The sequence below is a fragment of the Actinosynnema sp. ALI-1.44 genome (assembly GCF_001984155.1).
Classification (GTDB): domain Bacteria; phylum Actinomycetota; class Actinomycetes; order Mycobacteriales; family Pseudonocardiaceae; genus Kibdelosporangium.
Genome location: NZ_MTQO01000038.1, coordinates 79,353 through 95,023, shown reverse-complemented (window position 1 = coordinate 95,023; position 15,671 = coordinate 79,353). Strand labels below are relative to the sequence as shown.

Sequence of the window (15,671 nt, the reverse complement as noted above, 5' to 3'; positions counted from 1 at the left end):
GCTGTGAAATCGGCTCTCGTCGTTCTGGTCCTCGTCCTTTCCGCCGCGTGCAGCGCGCAGGCCGCCCCCGCGGCCACGCAGGCGGACGGTGAAATCGAGAAAGGGGGCATCTCGCCGTTCGACAACGACCACCCGGCCATCCGCAACCTCGACCCGGCGCTGCGCGACGCTGTCCGGCAGGCGGCGAAGGAAGCCAAGGCCACCAGGGGGATCGACGCCAAGATCACGTCCGGCTGGCGCAGCAGGCAGTACCAGCAGCGGCTGCTCGACGAGGCCGTCGAGAAGTACGGCAGCCTCGACGAGGCCCGGAAGTTCGTGAACACGCCGGAGAAGTCGACCCATGTCAACGGCAAGGCGGTCGACATCGGACCGACCGACGCCGCCGACTGGTTCAGCCGGAAAGCAGCCGCGTACGGCCTGTGCCAGATCTACTCCAACGAGATGTGGCACATCGAACTGGCCACCACACCCGGCGGCGAATGCCCACCGATGCTGAGCAACGCCGCCGCCGGGTAGTTCTCGGGCTACTTGCCGACCAGTTTGGACAGTTCAGGCGTGTACCTCGCACCTGCGAAGTCCTGCGCCACCGAGGTGATCGCGGCGAGGTCGTCGCCGCTCAGGTCGATCGTCGCCGCGGCGACGTTCTCGGCCAGGTAGGTCCGGCGCTTGGTGCCGGGGATCGGCACGACGTCGCCGCCCTGGTTCTGTACCCACGCGAGGGCCAGCTGACCTGGGGTGATGTCGAGTTTGGCCGCGACGGACGTCAGCGCGTCGACAATGGCCTGGTTGCGGTCGCGGTTCTCGCCGGTGAACCGCGGCAGGCTCGCGCGCATGTCGCCGTCGCCGAACTCGGTCGAGCTCAGGCGCCCGGTCAGGAAACCACGTCCCAACGGGGAGAACGGCACGATCCCGATCCCCAGTTCGCGGCACGTGCCGAGGATGACGCCCTCGATGTCCCGGGTCCACAGCGACCATTCGCTCTGCAACGCGGTCACCGGGTGCACGGCGTACGCCCGGCGAAGGGATTCCGGCCCCACCTCGGACAGGCCGATGTAGCGGACCTTGCCCGCCTCGACCAGCGAGGCCATCGCACCGACGGTCTCCTCCACGGGCACGGTCGGGTCCACGCGGTGCGCGTAGTAAAGGTCGATGTGGTCGACGCCGAGCCGTCGCAACGAGGCTTCACATGCCGAGCGCACATACTCGGCGTCCCCGCGGACGCCGCCGTCCTCCGGGTCGAGGACGCGCTTGAACCCGAACTTGGTGGCCAGGACGACTTCGTCACGGCGGGACCTGATCGCCTCGCCGACCAGCTGTTCGTTGTGGCCGAGGCCGTAGACGTCCGCCGTGTCCAGCAGCGTCACGCCCGCGTCGAGGGCCGCGTTGATCGTGGCCACGGATTCGTCGCGGTCAGCCGGTCCGTAGCTCTGGCTCATGCCCATGCAGCCGAGGCCCTGGGCGCTCACCTCGAGGTTTCCCAGCTTGCGGGTGGGCAGTGTCATGCGGTGGCCTCCTCCTGGAGTTGCTCGTCGTACATGCCGATCTTGTAGTTGAGCGCCGCCACGCAGGTCTGCAACTCGGCGATCCGGTTGAGCACGTCCGTGCGGTGGTCGACGAGGATCTGCTGGCGGCGGGCCCGGGTGCCGAGCCCGCGCATCCGCAGCTGCGCGTATTCGCGCATCATCCGGATCGGCATGCCGGTGGTGCGCAGCTTGGTGAGGAACTCCAGCCAGGCCAGGTCCTCGTCGGTGTAGCTGCGCCTGCCACCCGAGTCCCTGGCTGGGGGCTCGACCAGGCCGATCCGTTCGTAGTAACGCAGGGTGTCAATCGACAACCCACTGCGTTCGGCAGCTTGGGCGATCGCGTATGTCACCCTTCGACGCTAGAACCTGGAGTGCACTCCAGGTCAAGTTCATTGCCCGGTGTCACTGGTGTGGGTGGCTCCACCCCTCGAACCGCGCGCCGATCGTGGCGATGTCGATCGCGCCCCTGTCCACCTCGCGGACCAGGTCGAGCGCGGCGTCCTCGTCCGCGTCCACCCAGTAGCCGTTGATGTCGCACAACGTGACGGCCGCGACCCAGCCGAGGCGCCAGTTGCCCTCGGCGAGCGGCCTGTTCCGGATGATGGACTCCATCAGCGCGGCCGACTTCAGCCAGAGGGTTCCGTACGCTTCGACGCCGAGCACGGTCGCCTGGGGCCGGTGAGCGGCGGAATCGAGCAGGCCGAGGTCGCGAACCACCAGATCTCCCCCGGTCACCGCCGCCGCGAGCACCAGCAAATCGCTGGCGTCCAGGTAGGTGATCACCGCAGACTTATATCGTCAGCCGGTCCCGAGTCGCTCCAGCAGCCCCTGGTAGCGAGGCAGAATGCGTTCAAGTACGTCGCCGATCTGCTGCTGTTTGTGCAGCTTCGACCATCGTTCGGAGAGTGCCAGCCGGAGGATCTCCTCGGAGGAGCGTCCCTCGGCCTCGGCGAGCGCTTCCAGCTGCTCGCTCTCCTCGTCACTCAGGCGCAAGGTCATGGCCACCGAGGCATCTTAACGGTTCCATCTCGAAAAGCAGAGGGGCTGTGGCCGTTGCCCTCCAGTTTGCCCCTTTGTGCACAGTCGGTTCCGACTACGGGAAACCGGGCTAATCTCGACAAGTGCCGCGCCCAAAGACACATGACGACGCTCTGCGCGTTCGTCTGCTCGACCGAGCCGGGGAGCTGTTGTCCGGTGAAGGCCCAGACGCGCTGAGCTTACGCAGACTCGCAGCCGACGTCGGAACGTCGACCACAGCTGTCTACTCGCTGTTCGGGGGAAAGCCCGCGCTCGTGCGAGAGCTGTACGTCGATGCGTTCCACAGGTTCGGCAGCAGACTCACGCAAGTGAGCCTCTCCGGCGATCCCGCCGAGGACCTCGTCCAACTCGGCCTGGCCTACCGCCGCGCCGCGCTGGCCGAGCCCCACCTCTACCTGATCATGTTCACCAAGGCGGTCGCCGGTTTCGAGCCGGACAACGAGACCGCGGCCCACGTGCTGGGGCCGATGGTCGAGGTCGGCCGCCTGGCGGGCTTACCCGACCCCGAGACCGCCGCCATGACGGTCTGGGGACTCGTGCACGGGTTGGTCTCCCTCGAACTGAACGGGAACCTCACCGACGCCGGCCACGTCGAGCGCGTACTGCGCGCAGGACTGGCCGGCTTCAGTATTTCGGTGGCCATGCAGCGAACCGCGAGTCCTTACGCCTAGCTGACTGTCGTGAGTGGTTTGGCCGGTTCCAACCGGACGAACCACTCACGAGGGCCTAGACCGAGCCGTACTGGCGGTCGCCCGCGTCGCCGAGGCCGGGCACGATGAAGCCGGAGTCGTTGAGCCGTTCGTCGACGCTCGACGTGACCAACCGGACCGGGAGCCCGGACTCGGCCAGCGCCTGGATGCCCTCCGGCGCGGCGAGCACGCACACCGCCGTGACGTCGGTCGCGCCGCGCGTGGTCAGCAGTTCGATCGTGTGCTTCATCGAGCCGCCGGTGGCCAGCATCGGGTCGAGCACGAACACGGGCCGACCGGCGAGGTCGTCCGGCAGCGACTCCATGTACGGCGTCGGCTGCAGCGTCGTCTCGTCGCGGCTCATCCCGACGAAGCCCATCTGCGCGTCCGGGATCAGCTTCTGCGCCTGGTCGGCCATGCCGAGGCCGGCCCGGAGCACCGGGACCAGCAGCGGCGGGTTCGCCAGCCAGAAGCCGTCGGTGCGGGCGACCGGGGTGTGGATGCGCTCGACGCGCACGGGCGCGTCGCGCAACGCCTCGTAGATCAGGATCAGTGTCAGTTCCTGCAACGCGGCGCGGAAGGCGGCGCTGTCGGTGCGTGCGTCCCGCATGGTGGTGAGACGGGCTTTCGCAAGCGGGTGATCGACCTCGACGACGTCCATGCGGCACACCGTACTTGGCAGCCGCTCCCCACGCGTGGTCCGCAGTACTACCCTGCAGCACGTGAGCCAAGACCAGCCGGGGGACCACCTGAGCATCCGGATCTCGAACGAGGACCGCGAGCGGGTGGCGCAGATACTGCACAACGCGATGTCCGAGGGCCGCATCGAGGTGGCCGAGCTCGAGGAACGCCTGGACGCGGTGTACGCCGCGAAGACGTTCGCCGACCTCGAACCGATCACCCGCGACCTGCCGGTCACGTCGACCCCGGTGCCACGGCCGCCGTCGGCGCCCGCACCGGTGTACAGCCCGGTCTCGGGCAGCCGGATCGTGCCCGGCGCGATGCCCGGCCCCGGCAACTCCATCGCGGTGATGTCGGGCGTCGAACGCAAGGGTGACTGGGTGGTGCCGGAGCGCCACAACGCCGTCGCGGTCATGGGCGGTGTCGAGATCAACCTGACGCACGCCCGGTTCACCGCCCCGGAGACGACCATCCAGTGCTTCGCCTTCATGGGCGGCATCGAGATCTACGTCCCCGAGGACATCCACGTCATCGTGGACGGTTTCGGCTTCATGGGCGCGTTCGAGGACAAGTCGATGGGTGCGCAGGCGCCCGGCCGCCCGGTCGTGCGGATCACCGGCTTCGCCATGATGGGCGCGGTCGAGGTCAAGCCACCCAAGAAGCGGCACCTCAGGGGCAGCGACCGCCGCGAGATCGAGGACTGAGCCGCACCGGAGTCAACCGGCGTCCGACCTGCGAGCACATAGACTCGCTGGCATGGCCACACCCACGACAGCGAGGTCGGACGCGGGGCTACCGCCCGAACTCGCCGACGCGACACGTGACGAGACGTCCCTGCGCAGATTCCTGCACGGGCTGCCCGGTGTGGACCAGGTCGGCGTCGAGCAGCGGGCGGCGGGCCTGGCCACGCGGAGCATCAAGAAGGCGGCCAAGCTGCAGGCCATCGACATGGCCATCGCGATGGTCGACCTGACCACGCTGGAAGGCGCGGACACCCCGGGCAAGGTGCGGTCGCTGTGCGCGAAGGCTCGGCGCCCCGACCCCGAGCGCCCGGACGTTCCCCAGGTCGCCGCGGTGTGTGTCTACTCCGACCTCGTCGCGACCGCTGTCGAGGCGCTGGCCGGTGCGCCGATCGGGGTGGCGAGCGTGGCCACCGCGTTCCCCGCGGGCCGGGTCGCCCCGGCGATCAAACTGGCCGACGTCAAGGAAGCCGTCGACGCCGGTGCGTCCGAAGTGGACATGGTGATCGACAGGGGCGCGTTCCTGTCCGGCCGCTACGGTCAGGTGTTCGACGAGATCAAAGCGGTCAAGGCGGCGTGCGGCGACGCGCACCTGAAGGTCATCCTGGAGACGGGCGAGCTGGTCACGTACGACAACGTGCGCCGCGCGTCCTGGCTGGCGCTGCTGGCCGGTGGCGACTTCATCAAGACCTCGACCGGCAAGGTCTCGCCCGCGGCGACGCTCCCGGTCACGCACGTGATGTTGCAGGCCGTGCACGACTGGCACAACACCACCGGTGAGCTGCGCGGCGTCAAACCCGCTGGCGGCATCCGGGACACGAAGACGGCGGTCCGCTACCTGGTCGCGGTGCACGAGGTCGCCGGGCCGCAGTGGCTCGACCCGAAGCTGTTCCGGTTCGGCGCGTCCAGCCTGCTCAACGACCTGCTGATGCAGCGGCGGACCCAACTCGAAGGCCACTACAGCGGCCCGGACTATGTGACGGTGGACTGAGAAATGATTACCTGGGACTACGCACCCGCCCCCGAGTCACGGGACATCGCCAACCTCAAGCCGAGCTACCGGATGTTCGTCGACGGCAAGTTCGTCGAGGGCACCGGCGAACCGCTGAAGTCGATCAACCCGGCGACCGAGGAAGTGCTCGCCGAGGTCTCGACCGCGTCACCGGCCGATGTGGACACAGCGGTCAAGGCCGCGAGGCGGGCGTACGACAAGGTCTGGGGCAGGATGCCCGGCGTCGAACGGGCCAAGTACATCTTCCGGATCGCGCGGATGATCGCCGAGCGCGGCCGTGAGCTCGCGGTGCTGGAGAGCCTGGACAACGGCAAGCCGATCAAGGAATCGCGCGACACCGACATCCCCACCGCGTCCGCGCACTTCTTCTACCACGCCGGTTGGGCGGACAAGCTGGAGTACGCGGGTTACGGCCCGTCGCCGCAGCCGCTGGGCGTCGCGGGCCAGGTGATCCCGTGGAACTTCCCGCTGCTGATGGCCGCGTGGAAGATCGCGCCGGCGTTGGCGTGCGGCAACACGGTCGTGCTCAAGCCCGCGGAGACGACGCCGCTGACCGCGCTGGTGCTCGCCGAGATCATCCAGCAGGCGGACCTGCCGCCCGGTGTCGTGAACATCATCCCCGGCGCCGGGGGCATCGGCGCCGAGCTCGTGAACCACCCGCAGGTCGACAAGGTCGCGTTCACCGGGTCGACCGAGGTCGGCAAGCTGATCCAGGGCTCGCTGGCCGGAACCGGCAAGAAGCTCACCCTGGAGCTCGGCGGCAAGGCCGCGAACATCGTGTTCGACGACGCGCCGCTCGACCAGGCCGTCGAAGGCATCGTCAACGGGATCTTCTTCAACCAGGGGCACGTCTGCTGCGCCGGATCACGGCTGCTGGTCCAGGAGTCGATCGCGGACGAACTGCTCGAGAAGCTGCACACCCGCGTGTCGACGCTGCGCGTCGGTGACCCGCTCGACAAGAACACCGACGTCGGCGCGATCAACTCCGGTGAGCAGCTGGCCAAGATCCGCGAACTGACCCAGGCGGGCGACGACGAGGGCGCTTCCCGGTGGACCAGCCCGTGCCCGTTGCCGGAGAAGGGTTTCTTCTTCGCCCCCACGGTGTTCTCGAACGTCAGCCAGGCGATGCGGATCGCCCGCGAGGAGATCTTCGGCCCGGTGCTGTCGGTGCTGACGTTCCGCACCCCGGAGGAGGCCGTGGCCAAGGCGAACAACACGCCGTACGGGCTGTCGGCCGGTATCTGGACCGAGAAGGGCTCCCGGATCCTGCACATGGCGAACAGGATGCGGGCCGGTGTGGTCTGGGCCAACACGTTCAACCGCTTCGATCCCACCGCGCCGTTCGGTGGCTACCAGGAGTCGGGCTTCGGCCGCGAGGGCGGACGGGCCGGGCTGGAGGCGTACCTCGATGTCTGAGAACCGTTTGGGTGTGGCGAAAACCTACAAGCTCTACATCGGCGGAGCGTTCCCACGTTCGGAGTCCGGTCGTTCGTACGCGGTGAACGACAGCAAGGGCAAGTTCCTGGCCAACGCGGCGCAGGCGTCCCGCAAGGACGCGCGCGAAGCGGTCGCCGCCGCGCGCAAGGCGTTCGGCAAGTGGTCGGGTGCGACGGCGTACAACCGGGGCCAGGTGCTCTACCGGGTCGCCGAGCTGATGGAGGGCCGCCGGGACCAGTTCGTCGGCGAAGTCGCTGCCAGTGAAGGGATTCCGGTCAAGCGCGCCCAGTCCGCCGTGGACGCGGCGATCGACCGCTGGGTCTGGTACGCGGGCTGGACGGACAAGATCGCGACCGTGCTCGGTGCGGCCAATCCCGTTGCGGGGCCGTACTTCTCGTTCACGGTCCCCGAGCCGACCGGTGTCGTGGCCGTCTTCGCACCGCAGGAGTCGTCACTGCTCGGGCTGGTGAGCGTGGTGGCGCCGGTGATCGCGAGCGGCAACACGGCCGTCGTCGTGACGAGCAAAGACCGGCCGCTGCCGTCGATCACGCTGTCCGAGGTGCTCGCGACCTCGGACGTGCCGGGCGGTGTGGTCAACATCCTGACCGGAAGCGCGGTCGAACTGGCGCCGTGGCTGGCGTCGCACGCCGACGTGAACGCGCTCGACCTGACCGGCGCACCCACGATCCTGCGCGCCGAACTGGAGAAAGCCGCGGCGGGGACCGTGAAGCGCGTGCTGCGCGCACCGGTCGACGAACCGGACTGGACCAAGCAGCCCGACATCTCCCGGCTGCGCGCCTACCTGGAGTCCAAGACGGTCTGGCATCCGATGGGCGTCTGACCGACCGATTGATCAACAACGGTGCGGTCAAGGCGATACGCTGTGGCCGCTATGACGACCGTTGAGAAAATCGCCGAACTGATCGCCGCGATGCTGACCGAAAGTCATGGCATCGCGGCGGTTCAGCGCGGCGACGGCGTTGAACTGCCCGAACTGGCGTTACGGGTCGAGGTCGGGCAGCCGATCTGGCACCACGACGGCCAACTCGTCCAGTTGCCGGTCGGGATCGGTGACCCGGCGTGGTCGACGCTCGCCTGGGACCAGGCAGTGGGTGTCGCAGGCGAGGAAACGCCCCCGCTCGCGCAGGCGTTGCTGGCCTGGGTACACCACGTGCTGCCGCTGTTCATCGCCCTGCGGGACCCGGACAACGAGCTGGCAGGCCCGATCTTCCGGATGAACACGAAAGACACGGCGGGCACGGAAGCCGAACTGCTTGCGGCGCCGGTGATGATGCGCATGTTCGGTCAGCCGGGAGAGTCGTTCCAGCAGGTGCTCGCGGACGACCCGCCCAGTCTGCTGGTGGCCGAGCGGCTGTTGCGCGACACCGAGCTCACCAGCCAGCCGACGTGGCTCTACACCATGTCCGGCATGGCGGACGGCGAAGCGGTCAGGGACGTCGCCGTCAACAACGCCTCGGCAACGGACGACTTCCCCGGATTCGACGCCGTGCTCGACTGGGGCGAGGCCAGCGGCACGGTGAAGTCGTGGGTGGTGTTGCGCCGCCGTGACTGAGTTCGAACCGGAACAGGTCGCCCAGTTCATCGCGAGCATGATCGCCACCGAATCCGTGCGGCGCGATCACGTGCTCGAACTCCCCGATCTCGGGTACCGGATCGAGGTCGGTGGCGTGATGCAGCACGACGAGTCGTTCGTCGAGGTGCTCATCGGCGTCGGCGATCCCCAGTGGGGCGGATACGCGTGGGACCGGTCGGTCGGCGTCAGCCGCGACGGCAGCCACCCGGTCGGCGAGGCCGTGCTCGCCTGGACGCACTACGTGCTGCCGTTGTTCATCGCGTTGCGGCAGCCCGATCACCCGTTGACCGGGGTCGTGGTCCGGCGGGCTGTGCCGAGCGGCGAGATCCTGGCCGGGCCGGTGGTCACCCGCAACTTCCACGGTCTGCCGGAGGGGTTCGACGAACGGGTCGCCGCGAATCCGCCGACGATGATCGTGGCGGAGTGGCTGGCCACCGGCGGGCGGTTACCCGAACGCCCCACCTGGTTGTTCACCACGTGCAGCCGGGTCTGCGGGGTCGAGGCGACCGAGGTGACGGTGAACAACGCGCAGGTCACCGACCATTTTCCCGGGTTCGCCGACGAGCTGGACTGGGGTGGCGGCAGCGGTACGGTCAAGTCGTGGGCGCTGTTGCGCGGCCTGTCCGACTACCTCAATTAGGGGGAACTGGGCAACACCCGCGTGCGTCGTAGGGCAGAGTGAGGCCAGCACAGAGGACTGCACGGGGGGAGAACATGCCGGACGGCTTCAGGGTCGAACCCGAGGCGCTCGAGGCGTACAAGACCACGATGACCGCACTGTCCAACGAGATCGGCACGGTCGGCACGGGCACGCTGAGCGGCGTGAACGCGTTGCCCGGCGACTGCTTCGGCAAGATCGGCGCCGAGGTCGGGCTCAACGCCGCGTTCCAGCAGGCCGCCACGGCCCAGTTGGACGGCGTGAAGGCGGCGTCGACGGGTCTCGCCGACCTGGCGAAGGCCGTGGGTGACGCGCTGGTCGGCTACCAGAACCAGCAGAAGGACACCGCGCAGTCGATCCGGCGCTCGGAGAACGTCTGATGAGCGCGGCGGGGTTCGTCGGCAGCCTGGTCGAGCCGATGAAGCAGCACCTGGCCAAACTGGACGGCGACACCGGCTCCGGCAGCAGGGCCGGTGAGTCGTTCGGCCGCAGCGCGACCGCGTTGACCGAGATGTCCAGTCGCCAGGAGTCGCAGGCCAAGTCGACCATGCAGGGCTGGTACGGCGAACAGGCGAACGCGTTCCAGGGCAAGTCGGCCGCGTTCACCAACGCGATGAACACGTTGAGCGCCAACTGCACCGCCGCGCAGCAGGCGGCCAGCAGCGCGACGACCGCGGTGACCGGCGGCCGCACCAAGATCCAGGGCCTGATCGACGAGTTCGTCGGCTGGGCGACCCCGCTCATGCAGGCCGCCGAGGTGGCCAAGCAGGCGGGCAACGAGGCCGCGTGGGGCCAGGCGGCCGCCGACGCCAAGGCGAAGGCCGACGACTACGCCACGAAGACCGCGCAGGAGCTGCAGAACGTCAAGGACCAGCTGACGCCGCTGGTCGGCAAGCTCAACGGGCTGGCCAAGGTGGACACCGGCGCGATGGGCTCGCTCGGCGGTGGCGTCGGCGCGCCGAACACCGGCACCTCCACCGCCAGCGCGGGTTCCGACGGCCGCAGCGGCATCGAGTCCGCGCAAAGCGGTAGCCACGGTGGCTCCGGGTCCGGCGGCGGCCACGGTGGTGGCGGTGGCGGAGGCGGCGGTGGTGGCGGAGGCGGCGGCACGCCCGTCGGTCCACGTCTGCCCGTCGCGATCCCCCCGCAGCCGGGCAGCGGTGTCGGCATCAACCTGCCGGGCGGTGCGTCGGTCGAAGCTCCGAACGAGGTCGCCGCGGCCGCGGTCCGGCAGGCGTTGTCCGCGTTGGGCACGCCTTACGTCTGGGGTGCGTCGAACCCGCCATCCGGCACGGACTGCAGTGGCCTGACGTCCTGGGCCTACGCCGCGGCGGGCCAGGAGCTGCCACGGCACTCGTCCGCGCAGGCGATCGGCGCCTCCGTACCGGATCAGAGCCAGCTTCTCCCCGGTGACCTGGTGGTCTGGAAGGGCCACGTGGCGATGGTGATCGGCAACGGGCAGATGATCGAGGCCGGTGACCCGGTGCAGATCAACCCGATCCGGACGTCCAACATCGGCATGCCGTTCATGGGCTTCTACCGGCCGACCGGCTGAGTCGCGACACCGGGGTTGTCGATCACGTAACGCCAGCACCCGTCCGGGCCGCGGCGGACGACGTCCGTCGCGGTGCCGGACACGCCCGCGTCCGGGATCGCCCAGTCCACGATCAGCAGTGCGATGTCACCGCGGACGTGGACGTCGCGGGGCGCCACCGTCATCGGCTTGCCCAGCGCCTGCAGCTCGGCGTTCGCCAGCGCACGGGCGGCTCCTGTCAACGGTTTGCCCGCCATCACCAGCAGGCCATCCGGTTCGTAGAGCCGTTCGACCTCGTCGGGGTCGAACGAGTTGAAGGCACGCGCGAAGGCGTGCGGCATGTCGGCTGCTTCGTGGACACTGGTCATGTGGACAGCGAAGCGAACGCGTACGCAGGTCACCAAATGGAAACCTGGGACTCCGCGCTGGTTCCCGACACACGGGGCCGCACCGACCGGCCGTCACCGGACTGCCCGGTCGAGGTCGCGCTCGACGCGATCTCCGGCCGGTGGACGACGCTGGTGCTGCGTGAGCTGATGCACGGACCGCTGTCGTTCAGCGAGCTGCGATCACGGCTGCCTTCGTTGTCCGCCAAGGTCCTCAGCGAGCGGCTGCACGGACTGGCCGACCGGGGGCTCGCCGAACGTTCCCGCACCACCGGCTTCCCGACGCACACCGGCTACCGGCTGACCGAGCGCGGGCTTGCCTTGCGGCCGTTGCTGATCGCGCTCTACGACGTCGGCAGCGAGCTGCTCACAACGGCAGCTCGAGACTGACCTTGACCAGGTCGAACACCGGCATCGTGTCGAACCGCTTCACGTTCGGGTCCTCGAGGAACATGCCGCGCACCAGGTCACGGCAGTGCGCCATGCTGTCGCACGCCAGGATGACCGCGTAGTCCCATTCGCCCGCGGTCGCGTAGCACTGCTGGACGTTCGGGTCGGCGGTCATCCGGTCGCGGATCTCCGCGTGGTGCTCGACCGACTCGCGGTCGATCGTGACCAGCACGAGCGCGAGCATGCCGCCCACCCGTTCCTGGTCGAGCACCTCGACCTGCCTGGCGATCAGCCCTTCCTTGCGGTAACGCGTGATCCTGCGTTGCACCGCACTCGGCGAGAGCCCGACCCGCTCGCCGAGGTCGTGCAGAGTCTGGGTGGAGTCGCGCTGCAGGAGGGTCAGCAGGTGGCGGTCGATGTCGTCCAGCGTCACGCAACAATTTTGCGTCTCGGCGCGAAAACTTTCAATCGCGATCACGTCCGCGCTGGCTAGCGTCACGGCCATGGATCTCAGACTCGACCAGATCGAACGCCTCGCCCAGACCCTCGACCCGGTGTTCCGCGACAGCCCGCAGTTCACCGCCACCTTCGGGACACGAGACGTCCTGCTGAAGGTCGAGACGATGAACCCGTTGCGCTGCTTCAAGGGCCGTGGTGCGCTCGCCTTCGTCGACTCGGTCGAGTGGGGCGTCACCGTGATCGTCGCGTCGAGCGGGAACTTCGGCCAGGCGATGGCCTACGCCTGCGGCCGAAGGGAAATCCCGATCGAGGTGTTCCTGCCGGAGAACGTCAACCCGGCCAAGCTCGCCGCGATCCGCTCCTTCGGCGCGAAAGTCCACCTGTCCGGAGTGGACACGGACGCCGCCAAGCGGAACGCCCACGAGTACGCGGGCCAACGATCCGACCGGCTGATGGTCCGCGACGGCAACGAGTCCCTGATCGCCGAAGGCGCCGGGACCATCGGCGTGGAACTGCTGCGGTCCGGGCCACTGGACACAGTGGTGGTTCCGGTCGGCGACGGGGCCCTGATCAACGGGATCGCCCGCTGGGTCAAGGCCCACTCACCGTCCACACAGGTCATCGGCGTCGGCTCGACCGGCGCGCCCGCCATGGTGCGGAGCTGGCGGGCGGGCAGGTCCGTCGCGCACCCGGCCGACACGATCGCCGAAGGCATCGCGATCGGCGACCCGCTGCCGCAATCCGTGCGGTGGGTGCACGAACTCGTCGACGACATGGTGCTCGTCGACGATTCCGCGATCCTCACCGCGATGGGACAAGCACTACGCGGCCTCGGCATCCTCCTCGAACCCTCGGGCGCCGCAGGCCTCGCAGCCGTCGGCGGTGTCCCCGGTGAACGGGTCGCGGTCGTGCTCACCGGGGCGAACGCCCGGCCGGGCCAATTGGAGGCGGTCCTGGCCGCGTGAGGAACCGCCGACCTCGATCGACGGCACCGGCAGCAGCCTGATCCGCACGTGGAACTCGCGTCCGGGCAACGCCAGGATCTGTTCCACCACAAGGAAGATGAGCAGGACGAGCAGGGTGAAAGTCGCCACAAGGGCTCCTCTGACTGCCTGAGTAGCTGGATCGCCTCCCCCGCGCGGCAGTCATAGCGCGTCGCCCAGGTTACCGGACCGAGCCGGGCGCGGGCTAGCGCAAACGGGGCTTTGCCTGCGCCGGGAACGCCGCGAGCCATAGACTCCGCGTGTGGGGAATGAGGATCACGTCCAGGACGAACTGGACCGGCTCGGCCGCAGCGTCGCCGAGACGGGGGACCGCGTCGCCGCCGTCGTCGGCCGGTCCGGCCCGATCATCGGCAAGGCGGCCTCCGGTGACAACGCGATCAGCGTGTCGGTCAGCCCTGGCGGGATGTTGCGCGCCGTCGACCTGCAGCCCGCCGTGCTCGCCAGGCACGCGGACGAGGTCGCGCGCGAGGTGATGCGACTGGCGGCGCAGGCGACCAAGATCGCCAACAACCGGATGCACACGTCGATGCGCCAGGTGGTCAGCCCGGCAGCGAGCCGGAACCTGGCCGAGCTCGGCATGCCGGACGAGCCGCTGCCCCACGACGAGCACGAGCCCGACGAGTTCGGCGGTGTGCTGTCGTGACCGAGCCGCCCGTCGACGAACTCGTCCAGCAGGCCGAACTGCGCCGCAGGGCCAGTGCGGACCTGCAGCGCCGGGTCGCCTCGATCGTCGCGACCGCACGCGACCCCGAAGGCCTTGTCGAGGCGACCACTACGGCAAGCGGCGAGTTGAAGTCACTGCGCCTGCAGCAGGCCGCGCTGCACCGGGGCGTCCGCTGGCTGTCCGAGACGATCATGGCGACAGCGCACCAGGCCGCCGAGTTCGCCAGGCAACGCAGCCTCAACCAACTCGCGCTCGTCCTCGGCGACGACGCCGCGGCGCAGCTGGAAGGGGCGATGGGCGTGGCGCCCGCACGCGCCGCCGGCTGGGACGTCATCGGCGACCGAGCCCCGGCCACCCCGTCGTACCCAGGGACAACTGCCAGGTCGCCTGCTGGGCCCGCCCATGTCGAGGAAGAGGACGACGACGTGTTCACGTTCGATCCTTCGTCGCTGCGCAGCGACCGGTGATCGACGGTATTGCCAAAACCCGTAGGCTGCCCGCGACCGGTGTGCCCACAATCGCACCGGCGGGATCGACTGGGATCGTGCAGGAGAAGGCGGAGGGCCAATGGCTCAGGACATCGTCCCGATCGAGCTCGGGCTGCCCCAGGGCGACGTCGTCACCCTCTGGGCACCGCGCTGGCGGGAGGAAGGCGAGGACTGGGAGGCGTTCCTCGGTGACGAGGAAGACCTGTACGGGTTCCCAGACGCGGCTCACCTCGCGGCGTTCGTAAGGACAGCACAAGAGCACGACCTGATCGACCACCCCGCGTGGCCGGTCGTGCCGAAGCTGACTGTCGGCGAACTGCTGCCCGACGAGGAGCACCAGTACGACCTGGTCGGCGTGCCCGAGCTGGCGGCACAGGAGCCGGACACGTGGACGCTCGACGAACTCGCCGGGATCGTGGCGATCGTGCGTTCGCTCGCGGACGTGTGCGAACTCGACGTGGTCAACGAGGTCCTGGGCGCCGCCGAGGGCTTCGACGTGCTCGACCAGGGCACCCTGGCGTTCACCGGCCGGGACGGCGAGCGGCGCTGGACCGAACTGGCCGAGACGATCGTCGAGCGCTGGGACGAGGTCCTCGACGCGATCGACGACGTGGTCGCCGTGCCCGAGGTGGACGAGGCCACGCTGGCCGTCGCGGCCGAGGAGCTGGCCAAGATCCAGGCCGAGGCCGAGGCGGCCGAGGAAGCGGACGTCGAGGACGACGAAGCCGAAGCGGTCGACGACGAGGACGCCGAGCCGGAGCCGGTCGGCTTCTGGGGCGAGGTCGGCATCGACCCGATCAAGATCGTCACCGACGGGTCCGAGCACTACACCTTGCGCTGCTACCTCGACGACGAGCCGATCTTCCTCGGCAGCGAAGGCAAGATCGACGTCTTCCCGACCGCACGGGCACTCGGCCGGTACATCGCGTCCGGTGAGATCGGCGACAACGACCTCGCCGAGGTCTCGACCTGGGACGACGTGGTCACGAAGGCCACCGACGGCGCGCTGGAGATCGAGGTCGGCGAGGAGAACACCTACGTGTTCCAGGGCCTGGCCGACGACCTGGCCGAAGGCCCGAACTCGATCGACCCGACCCAGCTCGAACTCGCGGTCGAACTGCTGCGGGACGCCGCCGACTGGGCCGAGGACAAGTCCGTCGACGAGGCGCTCGCCGAGTCGGAGACCCTCGGCTGGCTGGTGTCGTTCGTGCTCTCGCCCGACCCGACCAGGCTGGTGCCGAGCCCGCCGTTCGACGCCGAGGTCGAGGCGTGGCAGGCGCTGGTGAACGCGTTCGAGGACCGCCTCGAAACCCACTGAGGTTTGAGCAACGAAGGCCACATTGGGTGCACCAGACGCAACCAATGTGGCCTTCG

The 15,671-nt window shown here is 68.9% G+C and carries 22 protein-coding genes; 15 read left to right on the top strand and 7 right to left on the bottom strand.

Annotation, left to right across the window (positions count from 1 at the left end; translation table 11 throughout):
* Positions 1-3: 3 nt before the first annotated feature.
* Positions 4-516, top strand: coding sequence for a M15 family metallopeptidase (locus ALI144C_RS12165; protein ID WP_193441178.1), 513 nt, complete (start codon positions 4-6; stop codon positions 514-516).
* 8 nt (positions 517-524) lie between these two features.
* Here the strand turns inward: ALI144C_RS12165 and ALI144C_RS12160 are convergent, their stop codons facing one another.
* From ALI144C_RS12160 to ALI144C_RS12145, 4 genes are read right to left on the bottom strand one after another with little or no spacing between them, the layout of a single operon-like run.
* Positions 525-1,502, bottom strand: coding sequence for an aldo/keto reductase (locus ALI144C_RS12160; RefSeq protein ID WP_076987184.1), 978 nt, complete (start codon positions 1,500-1,502; stop codon positions 525-527).
* Complete coding sequence (locus ALI144C_RS12155; protein WP_076987183.1) at positions 1,499-1,873, bottom strand: MerR family transcriptional regulator; 375 nt, start codon at positions 1,871-1,873, stop codon at positions 1,499-1,501. The genes ALI144C_RS12160 and ALI144C_RS12155 overlap by 4 nt, the downstream gene beginning before the upstream one ends.
* A gap of 52 nt (positions 1,874-1,925) precedes the next feature.
* Positions 1,926-2,306, bottom strand: coding sequence for a type II toxin-antitoxin system death-on-curing family toxin (locus ALI144C_RS12150; protein WP_054295577.1), 381 nt, complete (start codon positions 2,304-2,306; stop codon positions 1,926-1,928).
* A gap of 15 nt (positions 2,307-2,321) precedes the next feature.
* Positions 2,322-2,522, bottom strand: a complete 201-nt coding sequence (locus ALI144C_RS12145; protein WP_225954149.1) for a CopG family transcriptional regulator — start codon at positions 2,520-2,522, stop codon at positions 2,322-2,324.
* Positions 2,523-2,644: 122 nt separating this feature from the next.
* On the opposite strand from ALI144C_RS12145, the gene ALI144C_RS12140 reads away from it, so the two are divergent.
* On the top strand, positions 2,645-3,232 hold the full coding sequence (locus ALI144C_RS12140) for a TetR/AcrR family transcriptional regulator (RefSeq protein ID WP_076987182.1): 588 nt from the start codon (positions 2,645-2,647) through the stop codon (positions 3,230-3,232).
* 55 nt (positions 3,233-3,287) lie between these two features.
* Here the strand turns inward: ALI144C_RS12140 and upp are convergent, their stop codons facing one another.
* Positions 3,288-3,911, bottom strand: a complete 624-nt coding sequence (gene upp, locus ALI144C_RS12135) for a uracil phosphoribosyltransferase (protein ID WP_076987181.1) — start codon at positions 3,909-3,911, stop codon at positions 3,288-3,290.
* A gap of 61 nt (positions 3,912-3,972) precedes the next feature.
* On the opposite strand from upp, the gene ALI144C_RS12130 reads away from it, so the two are divergent.
* From ALI144C_RS12130 to ALI144C_RS12095, 8 genes are all read left to right on the top strand, one after another.
* A complete protein-coding gene (locus ALI144C_RS12130; protein ID WP_076987180.1) occupies positions 3,973-4,635 on the top strand; it encodes a DUF1707 SHOCT-like domain-containing protein in 663 nt (220 codons plus the stop codon).
* A 52-nt stretch (positions 4,636-4,687) separates the two neighbouring features.
* Entirely contained in the window at positions 4,688-5,662 is a 975-nt protein-coding gene (gene deoC / locus ALI144C_RS12125; RefSeq protein WP_076987179.1) for a deoxyribose-phosphate aldolase, read from the top strand.
* Positions 5,663-5,665: 3 nt separating this feature from the next.
* Positions 5,666-7,099, top strand: coding sequence for an aldehyde dehydrogenase family protein (locus ALI144C_RS12120; RefSeq protein WP_076987178.1), 1,434 nt, complete (start codon positions 5,666-5,668; stop codon positions 7,097-7,099).
* Positions 7,092-7,961: an aldehyde dehydrogenase family protein gene (locus ALI144C_RS12115; RefSeq protein WP_076987177.1), complete on the top strand. Its 870-nt coding sequence runs from the start codon at positions 7,092-7,094 to the stop codon at positions 7,959-7,961. The genes ALI144C_RS12120 and ALI144C_RS12115 overlap by 8 nt, the downstream gene beginning before the upstream one ends.
* Positions 7,962-8,012: 51 nt before the next feature.
* Complete coding sequence (locus ALI144C_RS12110) at positions 8,013-8,693, top strand: hypothetical protein (protein WP_076987176.1); 681 nt, start codon at positions 8,013-8,015, stop codon at positions 8,691-8,693.
* Positions 8,686-9,354: a hypothetical protein gene (locus ALI144C_RS12105; protein ID WP_076987175.1), complete on the top strand. Its 669-nt coding sequence runs from the start codon at positions 8,686-8,688 to the stop codon at positions 9,352-9,354. Before ALI144C_RS12110 ends, ALI144C_RS12105 begins: the two co-directional genes overlap by 8 nt.
* A gap of 74 nt (positions 9,355-9,428) precedes the next feature.
* Positions 9,429-9,752 (top strand): type VII secretion target, encoded by a 324-nt coding sequence (locus ALI144C_RS12100; RefSeq protein ID WP_076987174.1) that lies wholly within the window; start codon positions 9,429-9,431, stop codon positions 9,750-9,752.
* Complete coding sequence (locus ALI144C_RS12095; RefSeq protein ID WP_076987173.1) at positions 9,752-10,927, top strand: C40 family peptidase; 1,176 nt, start codon at positions 9,752-9,754, stop codon at positions 10,925-10,927. Before ALI144C_RS12100 ends, ALI144C_RS12095 begins: the two co-directional genes overlap by 1 nt.
* On the opposite strand, the gene ALI144C_RS12090 is transcribed toward ALI144C_RS12095, so the two are convergent.
* Positions 10,909-11,274 (bottom strand): YybH family protein, encoded by a 366-nt coding sequence (locus ALI144C_RS12090; RefSeq protein WP_076987172.1) that lies wholly within the window; start codon positions 11,272-11,274, stop codon positions 10,909-10,911. The two genes, ALI144C_RS12095 and ALI144C_RS12090, sit on opposite strands and share 19 nt — an antisense overlap.
* Before the next feature lie 36 nt (positions 11,275-11,310).
* On the opposite strand from ALI144C_RS12090, the gene ALI144C_RS12085 reads away from it, so the two are divergent.
* Positions 11,311-11,682, top strand: a complete 372-nt coding sequence (locus tag ALI144C_RS12085; protein WP_076987312.1) for a winged helix-turn-helix transcriptional regulator — start codon at positions 11,311-11,313, stop codon at positions 11,680-11,682.
* Here the strand turns inward: ALI144C_RS12085 and ALI144C_RS12080 are convergent.
* A complete protein-coding gene (locus ALI144C_RS12080; RefSeq protein ID WP_076987171.1) occupies positions 11,660-12,115 on the bottom strand; it encodes an Lrp/AsnC family transcriptional regulator in 456 nt (151 codons plus the stop codon). The genes ALI144C_RS12085 and ALI144C_RS12080 overlap by 23 nt on opposite strands.
* A 70-nt stretch (positions 12,116-12,185) precedes the next feature.
* On the opposite strand from ALI144C_RS12080, the gene ALI144C_RS12075 reads away from it, so the two are divergent.
* The 4 genes from ALI144C_RS12075 to ALI144C_RS12060 all read left to right on the top strand — a co-directional run bounded on the left by ALI144C_RS12075 (position 12,186) and on the right by ALI144C_RS12060 (position 15,615).
* The gene (locus ALI144C_RS12075; RefSeq protein ID WP_076987170.1) at positions 12,186-13,106 is read left to right on the top strand and encodes a threonine ammonia-lyase; all 921 of its coding nucleotides are present in this window, start codon (positions 12,186-12,188) and stop codon (positions 13,104-13,106) included.
* Positions 13,107-13,386: 280 nt separating this feature from the next.
* Positions 13,387-13,788, top strand: a complete 402-nt coding sequence (locus tag ALI144C_RS12070) for a hypothetical protein (protein ID WP_076987169.1) — start codon at positions 13,387-13,389, stop codon at positions 13,786-13,788.
* A complete protein-coding gene (locus ALI144C_RS12065) occupies positions 13,785-14,276 on the top strand; it encodes a YbaB/EbfC family nucleoid-associated protein (RefSeq protein WP_076987168.1) in 492 nt (163 codons plus the stop codon). Before ALI144C_RS12070 ends, ALI144C_RS12065 begins: the two co-directional genes overlap by 4 nt.
* Positions 14,277-14,376: 100 nt before the next feature.
* Positions 14,377-15,615, top strand: coding sequence for a primosomal protein (locus ALI144C_RS12060; RefSeq protein ID WP_076987167.1), 1,239 nt, complete (start codon positions 14,377-14,379; stop codon positions 15,613-15,615).
* Positions 15,616-15,671: the final 56 nt, after the last annotated feature.

Bases quoted from the DNA above. Each gene is read 5' to 3' on its own strand.
- ALI144C_RS12160 (WP_076987184.1), bottom strand. From the start codon at position 1,502: ATGACACTGCCCACCCGCAAGCTGGGAAACCTCGAGGTGAGCGCCCAG.
- ALI144C_RS12145 (WP_225954149.1), bottom strand. From the start codon at position 2,522: ATGACCTTGCGCCTGAGTGACGAGGAGAGCGAGCAGCTGGAAGCGCTC.
- upp (WP_076987181.1), bottom strand. From the start codon at position 3,911: ATGGACGTCGTCGAGGTCGATCACCCGCTTGCGAAAGCCCGTCTCACC.
- deoC (WP_076987179.1), top strand. From the start codon at position 4,688: ATGGCCACACCCACGACAGCGAGGTCGGACGCGGGGCTACCGCCCGAA.
- ALI144C_RS12120 (WP_076987178.1), top strand. From the start codon at position 5,666: ATGATTACCTGGGACTACGCACCCGCCCCCGAGTCACGGGACATCGCC.
- ALI144C_RS12115 (WP_076987177.1), top strand. From the start codon at position 7,092: ATGTCTGAGAACCGTTTGGGTGTGGCGAAAACCTACAAGCTCTACATC.
- ALI144C_RS12110 (WP_076987176.1), top strand. From the start codon at position 8,013: ATGACGACCGTTGAGAAAATCGCCGAACTGATCGCCGCGATGCTGACC.
- ALI144C_RS12100 (WP_076987174.1), top strand. From the start codon at position 9,429: ATGCCGGACGGCTTCAGGGTCGAACCCGAGGCGCTCGAGGCGTACAAG.
- ALI144C_RS12095 (WP_076987173.1), top strand. From the start codon at position 9,752: ATGAGCGCGGCGGGGTTCGTCGGCAGCCTGGTCGAGCCGATGAAGCAG.
- ALI144C_RS12090 (WP_076987172.1), bottom strand. From the start codon at position 11,274: ATGACCAGTGTCCACGAAGCAGCCGACATGCCGCACGCCTTCGCGCGT.
- ALI144C_RS12085 (WP_076987312.1), top strand. From the start codon at position 11,311: ATGGAAACCTGGGACTCCGCGCTGGTTCCCGACACACGGGGCCGCACC.
- ALI144C_RS12075 (WP_076987170.1), top strand. From the start codon at position 12,186: ATGGATCTCAGACTCGACCAGATCGAACGCCTCGCCCAGACCCTCGAC.
- ALI144C_RS12060 (WP_076987167.1), top strand. From the start codon at position 14,377: ATGGCTCAGGACATCGTCCCGATCGAGCTCGGGCTGCCCCAGGGCGAC.